The sequence below is a fragment of the Paenibacillus sp. 32352 genome, from assembly GCF_002042965.1.
In the GTDB taxonomy this organism is placed as follows: domain Bacteria; phylum Bacillota; class Bacilli; order Paenibacillales; family NBRC-103111; genus Paenibacillus_S; species Paenibacillus_S vulneris.
Genome location: NZ_MZNT01000011.1, coordinates 122,769 through 135,452, shown reverse-complemented (window position 1 = coordinate 135,452; position 12,684 = coordinate 122,769). Strand labels below are relative to the sequence as shown.

At 49.9% G+C, this 12,684-nt stretch carries 12 protein-coding genes; 6 read left to right on the top strand and 6 right to left on the bottom strand.

The genetic code is table 11. The annotated features are described in order from the left end of the window. Positions 1–4 precede the first annotated feature (4 nt). The 3 genes from B1728_RS24055 to pdhA form a co-directional block, all read right to left on the bottom strand. The gene (locus B1728_RS24055; RefSeq protein ID WP_079912966.1) at positions 5–1,330 is read right to left on the bottom strand and encodes a dihydrolipoamide acetyltransferase family protein; all 1,326 of its coding nucleotides are present in this window, start codon (positions 1,328–1,330) and stop codon (positions 5–7) included. A gap of 536 nt (positions 1,331–1,866) precedes the next feature. Then, positions 1,867–2,847, bottom strand: a complete 981-nt coding sequence (locus B1728_RS24050) for an alpha-ketoacid dehydrogenase subunit beta (RefSeq protein ID WP_079912965.1) — start codon at positions 2,845–2,847, stop codon at positions 1,867–1,869. Between the two features lie 18 nt (positions 2,848–2,865). Next, positions 2,866–3,939, bottom strand: coding sequence for a pyruvate dehydrogenase (acetyl-transferring) E1 component subunit alpha (gene pdhA / locus B1728_RS24045; RefSeq protein ID WP_079912964.1), 1,074 nt, complete (start codon positions 3,937–3,939; stop codon positions 2,866–2,868). Between the two features lie 208 nt (positions 3,940–4,147). Between pdhA and B1728_RS24040 the strand changes: the two genes are divergently transcribed. Beyond that, complete coding sequence (locus B1728_RS24040) at positions 4,148–4,876, top strand: alpha/beta hydrolase (RefSeq protein WP_079912963.1); 729 nt, start codon at positions 4,148–4,150, stop codon at positions 4,874–4,876. A gap of 86 nt (positions 4,877–4,962) precedes the next feature. Here the strand turns inward: B1728_RS24040 and B1728_RS24035 are convergent, their stop codons facing one another. Further along, positions 4,963–5,793 carry a lipoyl protein ligase domain-containing protein gene (locus tag B1728_RS24035; protein ID WP_079912962.1) on the bottom strand — a complete coding sequence of 277 codons (831 nt, stop codon included), beginning with the start codon at positions 5,791–5,793 and terminating at the stop codon, positions 4,963–4,965. Between the two features lie 105 nt (positions 5,794–5,898). Then, entirely contained in the window at positions 5,899–6,333 is a 435-nt protein-coding gene (locus B1728_RS24030; protein ID WP_079912961.1) for a MarR family winged helix-turn-helix transcriptional regulator, read from the bottom strand. A gap of 234 nt (positions 6,334–6,567) precedes the next feature. Here B1728_RS24030 and B1728_RS24025 point away from each other — a divergent pair, with 234 nt between their 5' ends. Genes B1728_RS24025 through B1728_RS24005 form a run of 5 tightly spaced genes read left to right on the top strand, consistent with a single transcriptional unit; the run spans position 6,568 to position 12,402 of the window. Continuing rightward, complete coding sequence (locus B1728_RS24025; protein WP_179136179.1) at positions 6,568–6,996, top strand: MarR family winged helix-turn-helix transcriptional regulator; 429 nt, start codon at positions 6,568–6,570, stop codon at positions 6,994–6,996. 38 nt (positions 6,997–7,034) lie between these two features. Continuing rightward, positions 7,035–7,688, top strand: a complete 654-nt coding sequence (locus tag B1728_RS24020) for an efflux RND transporter periplasmic adaptor subunit (protein WP_079912959.1) — start codon at positions 7,035–7,037, stop codon at positions 7,686–7,688. A 38-nt stretch (positions 7,689–7,726) separates the two neighbouring features. Then, positions 7,727–9,316, top strand: coding sequence for a DHA2 family efflux MFS transporter permease subunit (locus B1728_RS24015; RefSeq protein WP_079912958.1), 1,590 nt, complete (start codon positions 7,727–7,729; stop codon positions 9,314–9,316). 43 nt (positions 9,317–9,359) lie between these two features. Further along, entirely contained in the window at positions 9,360–10,601 is a 1,242-nt protein-coding gene (locus tag B1728_RS24010; protein WP_079912957.1) for an efflux RND transporter periplasmic adaptor subunit, read from the top strand. Between the two features lie 43 nt (positions 10,602–10,644). Then, positions 10,645–12,402, top strand: a complete 1,758-nt coding sequence (locus B1728_RS24005) for a hypothetical protein (RefSeq protein ID WP_144027987.1) — start codon at positions 10,645–10,647, stop codon at positions 12,400–12,402. An 80-nt stretch (positions 12,403–12,482) separates the two neighbouring features. Here the strand turns inward: B1728_RS24005 and B1728_RS36410 are convergent, their stop codons facing one another. Next, complete coding sequence (locus B1728_RS36410; protein ID WP_179136178.1) at positions 12,483–12,632, bottom strand: hypothetical protein; 150 nt, start codon at positions 12,630–12,632, stop codon at positions 12,483–12,485. Positions 12,633–12,684: the final 52 nt, after the last annotated feature.

Below are 12,684 nucleotides of genomic sequence, written 5' to 3'. Positions count from 1 at the left end.
TGTATTACACCTCCAAAATGAGCAGCTCTGGATCAGCCAGCAGCTGTTTAATGTAATTCATAAAGTTTTGAGCTGTAGCGCCGTCGATGATACGGTGGTCGAAGCTCAAGGACAATGCCATAACCGGAGCAACGACGATTTCACCGTTTTTCACAACCGGTTTTTCCGAAATACGGCCTGTTCCGAGAATAGCAACTTCCGGGAAGTTGAGGAGCGGAGTGAAGAACATACCGCCTGCGGAACCGATGTTCGTTATGGAGATCGTGCTGCCTCTCATTTCGTTAGCGCTCAGCTTGCCGTCGCGGCCGCGAGCTGCCAAATCCTTGATCGCTTCTGCGATAGTCCAAATATTTTTACGGTCTGCATCTTGAATAACAGGAACGATCAAGCCGTTGTCTGTATCCGTTGCGATACCGATGTTGTAGTACTTTTTGTAGACGATCTCGTTCTTCTCTTCGTCGATCATTGCATTCATAGCTGGGAACTGACGAGCCGCTGCTACCAATGCTTTGACGATGAACGGCAAGTACGTCAATTTCACGCCTTTTTTCTCAGCCGCTGCTTTGGCTCTACCGCGCAAAGCAACCAATTGAGTTACATCCACTTCGTCCATCAGCGTTACGTGAGGAGCGGTGAACGCGGATTTAACCATAGCGTTCGCAATCGCTTTGCGAATGCCTTTGAGCGGCACGCGCTCTTCGACGCGATCGCCGGATACTGCCGCAGCAGCTGTGGAAGGCGCTGCTGCCGGAGCTGCTCCAGCTGCTGGCGCTTCGCTTGCAGCGGATGGTGCTGCCGCAGGCGCGCCGCCGCCTGCAGCGAACGCTAGAACATCTTCCTTCGTCACACGGCCGTTGCGGCCTGTTGGTGTGACTTGCGCGATGTTCACGCCTTTCTCGCGTGCCAGTCTGCGCACGCTTGGAGTTGCCAGGACCGCGCTGCCTGCAGCCGCGGTCGGAGCAGGCGCCGCTGCAGCAGGTGCTGGTGCTGCTGCGGGAGCCGATGGTGCTGCCGCTGCCGGGGCCGCTGGAGCAGCTGGTGCTGCGCTCTCGCTGTGACCGCCGTGGCTAGCCTGCTGCGGCACCTCGCCGGAAACCTCGATCGTAGCGATCAGATCGCCGATCGTGCAGATCGTGCCTTCGGCAACTTTGATTTCCACGATTTTACCTTCTACCGGAGAAGGTACTTCTACTGTGGACTTGTCATTTTGAACTTCCATGATGATAGTCTCATCATTTACAGCATCGCCCGGCTTAACAAGCCATTTGACGATCTCGCCTTCGTGAATGCCCTCGCCGAGCTCAGGGAATTTATATTCGAATATAGCCACGGTTCTGACCCTCCTAATGGTGGGCGCAGCGGGAGTATGTAGGTTGGAAGTGAACAAACCATTTCTCACGATCCCACCCACCGTCTCCGAACAGTACGAACTGCCTCCAGCCACTATTGAAATCGGGTTTCTTGAATGAAGTTGTAGCAGGTGAAACCCGATTTCAAAGGCGGCACGTAAACTTTCCGACAGTTGCACTGTCCTCCGACTCCATGTGATCGCATGCTTTGTTAATTCCAAAAAGCTGCTCTCGCTGCGCTTTTAAATAAATTACCCGTTTGCGCATCAACCGCAAACGGCATCTTACCGCCCAAACGCTCCTTGAAGGAGCGTTTTCGGCCAAAACAACCGCGAATGTGCAAAGAAAGGATGGGTGTGTACCGGAGGAGCCTGCGTCCGCCTTTGAGATTGTGTATTTACCTTTTAAAAAATTAATTCATAATACACAATCTCAACAGCGGCCGGAGGTACACACCCTCCTTCTTGGAACCTTTTCGCGAATCATTTGGCCATCGCTCCTTAACAGGAGCGCCATCTTAGAAATCAAGTACTTTATTCAAACCAGCTACGATACGAGCCGGGTTAGGAAGCCATTGATCTTCCACTTGCGCGAAAGGATATACCGTGTCCGGAGGCGTTACGCGAAGCACTGGAGCTTCCAGGTGAAGGATCGCTTTTTCGTTGATTTGCGCGATAACTTCTGCTGCAACACCGGACGTTTTTTGTGCTTCTTGAACGACGATAGCACGGTTGGTTTTCTTGATCGATTCAACGATCGTATCGATATCCAAAGGAATCAAAGTACGAAGGTCGATAACTTCTACTTTTACGCCGCGAGTTTTTTCAATTTCCTCAGCAGCTTTCAAGGAAGTGTGAACCATTGCACCGTAGGTGATGATGGTTACATCGGAGCCTTCGCGAACAACGTTCGCTTTACCGATAGGCACCGTGTACTCGCCTTCCGGAACTTCCGCACGGAACGAACGGTACAGATTCAAGTGCTCCATGAAGAAGACGGGATCGTTATCGCGGATCGCGGAGATCAGCAAGCCTTTGGCATCGTATGGGTTCGAAGGAACAACCACTTTGATACCAGGCGTTTGAACCAGCAAGCCTTCCAATGGGTCTGTGTGAAGCTCAGCTGCTTTTACGCCGCCGCCGAAAGGTGTACGGAACGTGATCGGAGCGTTGTAGCGGCCGCCGGAACGGTAACGCATACGAGCTGCTTGTACACAGATTTGGTCCATTGCTTCATAAATAAAACCTACGAATTGGATTTCGGCAACCGGACGGAAGCCTTGAATCCCCATACCTACTGCCAGACCGCCGATAGCGGACTCAGCAAGCGGAGTATCGAATACACGCTCTTCGCCGAATTCAGCTTGAAGTCCTTCTGTAGCGCGGAATACACCGCCGACCTTACCTACGTCTTCCCCGAATATAACAACGTTAGGATCGCGCTGCAATTCTACGCGCATTGCATCCTTAATCGCTTGAATCATTGTCATTTGAGCCATGGTATGCTTTCCTCTCCTTTACCCGATATAATCCGCTTTTTGCTCTTCCAAGTAAGCCGGTGTCGTTTCGAACATGCTGTCGATCAAGCCAGGAACCGTCATTTTTTCGATTTCTTCTGCCTTCTTGATTTGCTCAGCTACCGTAGCTTTAGCTTCTTCAACTACTTTGTTCTCTTCTTCTTCCGACCACAAGCCTTTGCCAACCAAGAACGTGCGGAAACGGTTCAGCGGGTCTCTAGTTGCTTCCCATTCAGCTGTTTCTTCTTTTGTACGGTATTTGGACGGATCGTCGCCGGACATGGAGTGCGGCAGGAAACGATAAGTGATCGCTTCGATCAAGGTTGCGCCTTCGCCGTTGCGTCCGCGCTCTGCAGCGTCTTGAACCGCTTTGACAACAGCCAATACGTCCATACCGTCTACTTGAACGCCTTTGATACCTGCAGCTACTGCTTTGTGTGCTACGGATTCAGCAGCCGTTTGTTTTGCAAACGGAGTTGTAATCGCATAGCCGTTGTTTTGTACAACGAAAATGGATGGAAGCTTGAATGCGCCTGCGAAGTTCAAGCCTTCGTAGAAATCGCCCTCGGAGGAACCGCCGTCACCCGTATAAGCGATGGTTACGCGTTTTTCTCCGCGTTTTTTGAATGCCATAGCAACGCCCATTGCATGCAAAATTTGTGCGCCGATAATGATTTGCGGCATCAATACATGCACATCGGCAGGAATTTGACCGCCATGCTGATGACCGCGGGAATATAGGAATGCTTGGTACATCGGAAGACCATGCCATACGATTTGCGGCATATCACGATATCCAGGGCAAATAAAATCATCTTTATTTAAAGCGAACTCACTGCCGACCATCGACGCTTCTTGACCGGATACCGGCGCATAGAAACCAAGACGTCCTTGGCGGGTCAAGTTAACGGCCCGTTGGTCCCAAGTACAGGTAAATACCATACGTCTCATTAATTCTTTTAATTGATCGTCAGTCAATTTCGGCATTTCTTGCTCGTTAACCACAGTACCGTCTGGCGCTAGCACAGACAAAGGCTGCACCTTGGACACTGCCACTTCATATGGCTTACTCATGTACATTCACCTCAGCGATAGATTTTGATGCCTTGAAACCGGAGTTTCTGTTATAGTAGTATTATAAACCTGTTTTCATGAATAACACAACTACTTACTTGAAAAATATACGTTCTCTCCATATGATGGACTATAACAGCAGACATAAATATATAATACAGATCACAAAATAACCGCAAACTATTATAATACACTTGGAGGATTTGCCATGGATGATTCCATTTATTACAAACGTACTGTCGTGAAGGAGCTTGTCCCCTCCCAATACCTGGATGGCGAGCGTCCGGTTCGCGTTTTTTTACCCCCGGGCTATCAGGAGCTCGTCACCTATCCGGTTATATATTGCCAGGACGGAGAGCAGTTTTTTAACTTCGGCCGCATTGTGACACATATGAACCGGCTCATCTTTGATGAAGGTGTCAGCCCGGCGGTAATAGTCGGTGTCGATGTGGATACGGCAGTGCGTACAAGCGAGTATGCACCGGAAGGGGAACGATTTAACGCATATACCCGTTTTTTTGCCGAAGAGCTTCTTCCCTATATTGAAGCCAGATATTCAGTCAGAACCGACGCGTCGGAACGCATTCTTGCCGGTGATTCGTTGGGAGGGACCGTTTCGTTACATCTTGCCTTAGATTATCGTAGCCTATTTTGCAACGTTATATCCTTGTCAGGAGCATTTTTAGCCGAAACAAGAAAGAGGCTGGAGCAGGAAGAAGATTTGTCGTGGTTATCTATGTACATGCTGATCGGTCTGGATGAAACGGAAGTGAAGACAGAGCGCGGAACGTTCGATTTCCTTGAGGAGAACCGGCTCACCAAGGATTTGATCGATACGAAGCAATGCCGGTTATGGTATGAAGAGAAGCCAGGCAAGCATCTCTGGGGCTTTTGGCAAAATGAGCTTCCCGCCGCGATGAAGCTTTTTCTCAAATAAATCATCTAATAACAAATCAAAAGGCATAAGAGACGCCATGGGGCTCTCCTATGCCTTTTTGTGTAATCCGTACCTGCAGTCTTAAATCATCCTTCAATTCCATAACGGCTCTTCATGGAAGCTATCATTTCGATAATCTGCGTTTCGTCAGGAATCCGCAGCGTCCGTCCCTCCGCCCCTGTATCCGTCAGCTTATGGGATTTGACCGTCTGCTTCACTGCATCGATAAAACGCTGGACGTCGTTCAGCCCGACAAGCTCCTCCAGACTGGCCATCCTATCCTCGTACACCGTTGGATAAGAGCCTGCCTCGGCGCCTTCAGCGGCAATCCGGTAGAACTCCTGTGCCAATCCTGCTTTAGCCTTACCGCTGCCCGATACAACGACAAAGGCTTGTACGACAAAAGCGCGCGCTTGACGCCGCTGGGCGATGCCGCAAAACTTGCGCCCGTCTATACTAAGATCGTAATCTCCAGGGCAATAAGAGCCCAAGATCTCTCCTTTGGCTACATCCGGCGTTATGGAATGCAGAGCATCCCGCATCAGCCTGAACATCGTTTCGAAATCATGATGAAAATCGATCTGTCCGCTGCTTTTTGGCTGGATAAGCGAGACATTGACGACACCCAAATCAAGCGGAACCGCGGCTCCGCCCGAATTTCTGACGGCGACGGAATACCCTTGGTCCTCCAGCCATCGCTTACCCTTCCTTGCATAGGGGAGTCTGCTGTCCCGGAGACCCATGACGAAGGCTCTCGGATGTCTCCATAGATGAACCATCGGGGCGCCCCCTTCCCCTACCAGTCTGCACAGCAGCTCCTCCAACGCAAAAGGATACAGCACGTCGCCTTCATCCGGATCCTGCGTGCGGTCCCATATGAGGGTGTCTTCCGGCAGCGACCAACTCATCTGTTCCATGTTACTCCTCTTTCCGAATCCAGTTTGATTCTTCTTCCAGTAGGGAGTCGGCTGACTCGCCCTCCCCGTTCTACTGTTCATTATAGAGATTCGGAGCCGGTTTGACTAAGCCTTTTTATCCGAATGAGCCAAAATATGTTTATAAATTCTTATCAAATGCTGTATGTCTTCATCCGGCAGATCGCCGAAGAACGTATTGATGTTCGATTTTCTCTGCTCCCTGATCATTCCCAGCATCTTTCGGCCTTCCTCCGTAATGCGCAAATAGACGACTCTGCGATCCTCATCGTCCCGCTCCCGTTCCACATAACCTGACAGCAGCAGCTTATCCGCAAGAGTGGTTATTGCTCCGGCGGTATAGCACATCGCATCCGCCATCTGGGACACCTTAAGCGGTCCCTCTGTCTCCAGCTTCTCCAGAATATAGCCCTGGGGTGAGGTCATTCCTTTCTCATTGAACCGGTTCCAGGCCAGCGACATTTTCCGGAATAGCTGTCTCGTTACCTCCTCCAGTTCAAACAGGTTGCGATGGTCATTCATGGTTTTGCTCCTTTTTCCAATAGATCTGGTTTCTCGTTTGATTGGTAATACGGGCGAGCGGAAGTTTTGTTTCAAATCTTTTACAAAAAAATAGGTTGACGATGTAATATTCAACATGATATTTTTTCCATGAAATATTTTTACTATAAAAATATATTCCGAAAAACATTTTTACCGCTTATGTATAATACGTTTATCTGTAAACCTGTTTTCGGAGAAGGAGGGATTCCATCGTTGGTAAGCATTGACGACAGATTGAATGAGTTCGAGAAGCTCATCCATGCTGCGATCCGGCAATCCAACAAGTGGACGCCATGCCCGGCAGTGTCCAAACAGCAGTTCCTGCTGCTGCATACTTTGTCCGGAGGCGGACGCATGACGGTAAGCGAGCTGGCAGAGGAGCTGAATCTTTCGCCTAGCGCTACAACCATTGCGATTAATCGTCTTGTTCGTGACGGCCATGTTATTCGATCCCGCGACGTTACAGATCGTAGAGTGGTGTGGCTTGAGCTGTCGGAAGCCGGCCGCCATACGGTCAGCGAGATCATCCAACGCCGCAAAAGGATTCTACAAGCCATGCTGGCCAACTTAAGCCAGGAAGAAACCGATCAGTTTATGGCAACATTTCGCAAAATGCTGTCCAATGCCAAGGATTTGGGATAGTCCCGCGCTTCCCATTTTAGAAAGGAGCTTATTCAGCAATGAAGAAAAAGGTCATATTACTTGTCCTGCTAGCTTTGATCCTTCTGGGAGGAGGAGCAGGCGGCACCTACTATTACGCGGTTGCCAGCAAATACATAACGACAGAGGATGCAAGGATTCAAGGGGACTTAAGGGCCATTGGAGCACCCGGTTCAGGCAAATTGATCGAATGGAATTATAAAGAAGGCGATTCCTTCAAGAAAGGCGATGTGCTGGGAATCGTCGAGACGACCCCGGCCCGCGGCAATACACCCGCTGTCACACAAGATATTATTGCCGCCGAGGAAGGTACAATTATTCAATTCAACGGCATTAAGGACCAGATGGTTTCTGCCAGCAGCGCCATCGCGATGAGCGCGAATCTAGATCAGCTGTATGTGACTGCAAACCTTCAAGAAACGGAAATTGCCGACGTCAAGGTCGGGAGCAAGGTCACGATCAAGGTTGATGCCTATCCCGGTACTGTCATTACAGGACATGTGGAACGACTTGGTCTTGGAACCAATTCCTCCTTCTCCCTCCTGTCGAGCTCCAATTCAAGCGGCAACTTCACCAAGGTAATTCAGCGCATTCCGGTTCGAATTTCCCTGGATGATCATCAAGGACTTCGTTTGGTCCCCGGTTTGAATGTAGCTATCAAAATTGAGAAGTAGCCTTCTGCTTCAAGTGAGATAAGAAAGGAGGAATAGCTGTGGCATCCGCAAACACGGCCTCGCCGGAAACGGCGATTCAGGCTCGAACGGCGGCCAAAGGGCCGGGTCTAGCCATGCTGGCCGTCATCATCGCAGTATTTATGGCTATTCTTGACACAAGTATCGTCAACGTAGCTCTGCCCAAAATGATGTCCGTCTTCGGCGTCACCCAATCGGATATTGAATGGGTCGTTACCGCCTATGCTCTGGTCAGCGGCGCTTTGGTTCCTGTTACCGGCTATTTGGGAGACCGGTTCGGCTACAAGCGAATCTTTCTGATTGCTAATGCCATCTTCACCATAGGCTCAGGGCTTTGCGGTGCGGCGTGGAGCAACGACAGCATGATTGTCTTCCGCATTGTGCAAGCCATCGGAGGCGGAGCGCTGATGCCGATCAGTATGGCGATGATCTTCCGCATGTTTCCGCCGGAAAAACGGGGGATGGCAATGGGCTTGTTCGGTATCGCCATTATGTTTGCTCCGGCGACCGGTCCGACATTAAGCGGTTATATCGTCGAATATTTGGATTGGCGGCTCATCTTTACCATTAATGTTCCCATCGGCATTGTAGACTTTTTCCTTGCTATGGCGGTGTTAACCGAATTCAAGGCGCCGGTCACCCAACGTTTCGATCTATGGGGCTTTCTGACGGCGACCACCGGCCTCTCGACGCTGCTCTATGGCATCGGCAAGGTATCGGAGAAAGGCTGGGGTGATTCCGAGGTCGTCACCTTTATATCAATCGGGTTAACCTGTCTTGTCATCTTTGTCTTTATCGAACTATTGATTGACCATCCTATGCTGGATTTAACCCTGTTGAAGAACGCTACCTTTACACTCTCCCTCATTATTTCGAGCATCGCAACGTTAATCATGATGGGAGTCCTGTTCCTATTGCCGATATTCCTGCAGACGTTATCCGGACTGTCCGCAATTCAAACCGGCCTGATCCTGCTTCCCCAGGCTGTCGTATCCGGCATCATGATGCCTATAGCGGGGGCATTATTCGATAAGATAGGAGCCCGGCTGCTGGCCATCGTCGGCTTGCTGTTTACAGCTTTATCGTTATATTTATCCTCCGCTCTCGATTTGAATACGGCCTTCTCCGTGCTCATCGGATGGCTGGTGCTTCGGGCTATAGGGATGGGGCTGATGATGATGCCTATCCAGACCGCCGGCATGAATACGGTCCCTATGCACAAGATGGGACAGGGAACGGCATTATCCAATACGATCCGCCAGATCAGCGCCTCCTTCGGGATTGCTTGGCTCGCTCTGCTGTACTCCGATCGCCGGACGTTCCATGTGGCTGACTTATCGGAGCAACTGAACATGTTCTCCTCCAATGTTATGAATCATTTGAACCAAATCCAGGGGCAATACATGAGCATGGGCCAATCGGCTGCGCAGGCACACTCCAGCGCGATCGCATTTATTAGTGGTCAGGTGCAAATACAGGCTACTGTTAATGGACTGGACGACGTGTTCGTCGTTACCGCTGTATTGTCGGTCATAGCGGCAGTGCTGTCCCTTTTTCTGAAAAATACGAAAGCCAAAGGCGGTCCAAAAGCCCACGTTATGGGTGAATAAATAGACCGTATCACGATTTTATTGCAAAGGAGCTACCCATCCCATGACCAGGATGATCGATAATCCAAACAGGTTCCATCGCGTACTAATGACAGGTCTTGTCATTATCTTAAGCGGTGCTCTAGCCGCAGGCTGCTCGGTTACGAATGCGAGCGGAAATCAGGCCAAATCGGTCAAGATTGAGCCTGCTGCCAAGCAAAAAATGGATAATAAGCAAGAGCTCGATGCCGATGTCGTCTCCTCCTCCCAAGTCAATATCATCACCAAAGTAGGCGGCGACGTGCTGGAGATGAAGAAGAAGCGCGGGGACACCGTGCAGCAGGGTGAAGTGATCTTCACGCTGGATTCTGCCGATGCGGCCAGAAACCGGGAGAAGACGGAGCTGTCGCGCCAGAATCTGCAGGCCCAGCTGGATAAGACGCGTGAAGATATCGCCACGAATCGCGGCGTTTACAAGAACACCATCGAGAAGCTGCAGCTCACACTTGCGGATTTGGAGAAAAGCTACAATAATATCCGCAACAATTATGATGCTGGTCTCGTTCCGAAATCCCAGCTGGACAAAGCGGAGACGCAGCTCAAAACTACGAGGCTTGATTTGGACACAGCCCAGAAGCAGCTGGCCAATCTGGAGGCGACAGACCCTCTGGCTTCGCTCAAAATCCAAATCGAATCCACCAACGTTACGCTGCAGGATATAGATAAAACGCTGTCCGATTTTGAGGTGAAAGCGCCAATCAGCGGCATTTTGACGGATCTGAACCCCGAAGCCGGTGTTACGGTTCCAGCAGGCTATGTGGCCGGCGTGATTCAACAGCAAAATCCGATAAAAATCCATGCCGATGTAACCGAAAGCGCACTGAAGCTTGTTCGCGGCAAGCAGGAGCTGCCGTTTACCCTTCAGGGATCCGACGCTAAATTGACTGGAACCGTAACCTATCTTGCCGAGGTTATGAGTCCGCAAAGCAAAACCTATGTGCTTGAGCTAAGCGCTCCAAACGCGGATCTGAAGCTGAAATCAGGAATGAGGGTTAAGCTTCAGCTGGGCGGTGACGCTTCCCAAGATGTTGTAACCGTACCTGCCTCAGCGATTACCAAGGAAGGCAATGACAATTATGTGTTTGTCGTGTCCAATGATCTGGCGGAGAAAAGAAAAGTCGTGCTGGGGCGCACGGCGGCGGATTCCAGCCGCGAAGTTGTCTCCGGTGTGAAGGAAGGCGAGCCCATTGTCGTCCTGGGGGCTCAGGAATTGAAAGACAAGGACAAAGTGGAGGTTCGCAAATAACGAACCCGCTGATCAGACTCAACTTTTTAATAATGGAGGACCTATGATGCAAAACCATCTGAAAAAAGCGCTGTCGGCCGTTATCGTCTCTTCTCTCGTTCTTTCGTTCGGCCCAATCGCTGCCATGGCGGACGAAACGGATAATGCCGTTTCCATAGATAACCGATATCCAGTCACATTGAACGGCCCTCTTCAGGTAAAAGTCAGCAGCCTGCTAAGTGAGCATTCGATTAATGGTACCCGGGTCGGCGTCAAAGTGAAAATGTATAATGTTTCCAACGACACGGTCCGCGTTCCGGATTATGAAGCCCGCATTGCAATGAGTAACGGCGCCAGGTATGTCTTGAAGGGCAGCGCGGATAATCCGGTATCCGTACCGCCGATGTCCAGCATCGAGCTAAGCTACATGACGCAGATCGACGGTGGAGACAGCCTGAACCCGACCGATATTGTATGGATAGATGTGGATAAAGATGTATATCCGAAAGTAGAGACCACTATGCTCGATGTTCCGGTCAGTAATCTGGTATGGTACGGAGATCAAACGCCGATTTCGGATCCAAGTGCGATAAAGGCTTGGGGGGAACCCTTTACGATTCCTTCTCTGGATTCTTCCTTAACGTATACGCCTGTTCACTTAGCTACCAATTTTAAAGACCAGATTCCTGTGAAGGTTCTTAAGCTGCTCGTTCAAAATCCGGGAACCAAGACGGAATCCATTCCAAGCTTCTCTCTCGACGGGAAATCGGCTACTTTAACGTATAAGGGTACTCGTGCAGATCAAGCGGTTACCGCATTGGATCCAGGGGACCATAAATATATTTATTATGCTATCCCTACGGATCTGGATACCCAATTAAGCAGCTTCACCGTCTCGACTACAGAAACCTATAAGGTTCCGAACCGGACTGACGCTTCCGCCATCATTTCCTACAAGGTAGGCAGACTCAGCATCCTGGTTCCGGAGAGCAGTGCTTCGATTAAGGATACGACTGAGCCTGCAGCCTATACGATGAATACGCCGCTGCAGATCGACCCGATCAATAATTCGATCAATCCGGACATTTCCGTATCCGTCGTCGATATGCAAACCTATGAGAATGAAGGCATGGGTTACCAAACCGGCATCGTCAAAATGAAGTTTTCCAATAAAAGTGATAAACCGTTACCGGTGCCGCAATTTGCAGCCGAGCTTGTCGGAGGCGGGTTTACTTACGCTGGCAGCCGATTGAACAACAATGCAGCATTGGTCGTTCCGGGTACGGATTATGTTGTCAATTATTCGTTCGTCCTGCCGATGAACGACATCAAAAACCAATATACGCTGAAATTGATCGATGACAAGACGGCTGCGCCTTATAAAATTACGATTTCTCAAGCCAATGTTACGATGAACAAAACATCCATTGATAACCAGCAGCTCCTTGCATATCCTTATCAGTTGACAATCAAGGACTGGGCACTGAGCAACCTGGCCGGGATGAACCAGGCAACGCAAACCTATAATTATAATTACAAGCTGCGTATTAACACGGAGTTGAAAAGTGTGGATACGGTCATGGTCGACGCGAATTTCAATAAACTGTTGATGGTTCTGGAAACGAAGGACGGAAGAAAAATTGCTTCTACAACGAAAAATTTAAGCGGAGAAAACCGGTTTACCAACGGGGAGCAGCTGATCTATTTCAATGATACCCAGCTGGACCAGCTTGAAAATAGCCTTCGGTTAAAGGTATATGAGACCATCGATACACCGGCAGGCCAGGCCAGAAGACTGGTGGCACAGCTCGAAAGAGATTAAGCTATAATGCACTAAGGCGCATGGTTGTTATCCCATGCGCCTTTCAACAGTTAGCGGGTTCTAAAGAATCAATGGTTCCTTTACGAAGCTGGTATCGTCTTATACTGTGCAACGTTCATGATTTGAGCCTGATGCGCGGAGACGGCTTGGTCCCACTCATAAAGTGCAACGGTTCCTCCGAACATTATGACAGCAGCCAGCACAAGTCGGATTGCTCTGCGATTCGTCATGTTCGATTCCTCCAAGTTTCATAGGTTGTATTGCTTATCCCTATTATCACAC

Excerpts from the sequence above, each read along its gene's own strand:
- B1728_RS24005 (WP_144027987.1), top strand. The coding sequence starts at position 10,645 with ATGATGCAAAACCATCTGAAAAAAGCGCTGTCGGCCGTTATCGTCTCT.
- B1728_RS24040 (WP_079912963.1), top strand. The coding sequence starts at position 4,148 with ATGGATGATTCCATTTATTACAAACGTACTGTCGTGAAGGAGCTTGTC.
- pdhA (WP_079912964.1), bottom strand. The coding sequence starts at position 3,939 with ATGAGTAAGCCATATGAAGTGGCAGTGTCCAAGGTGCAGCCTTTGTCT.
- B1728_RS24020 (WP_079912959.1), top strand. The coding sequence starts at position 7,035 with ATGAAGAAAAAGGTCATATTACTTGTCCTGCTAGCTTTGATCCTTCTG.
- B1728_RS24035 (WP_079912962.1), bottom strand. The coding sequence starts at position 5,793 with ATGGAACAGATGAGTTGGTCGCTGCCGGAAGACACCCTCATATGGGAC.
- B1728_RS24030 (WP_079912961.1), bottom strand. The coding sequence starts at position 6,333 with ATGAATGACCATCGCAACCTGTTTGAACTGGAGGAGGTAACGAGACAG.
- B1728_RS24050 (WP_079912965.1), bottom strand. The coding sequence starts at position 2,847 with ATGGCTCAAATGACAATGATTCAAGCGATTAAGGATGCAATGCGCGTA.
- B1728_RS24010 (WP_079912957.1), top strand. The coding sequence starts at position 9,360 with ATGACCAGGATGATCGATAATCCAAACAGGTTCCATCGCGTACTAATG.
- B1728_RS36410 (WP_179136178.1), bottom strand. The coding sequence starts at position 12,632 with ATGACGAATCGCAGAGCAATCCGACTTGTGCTGGCTGCTGTCATAATG.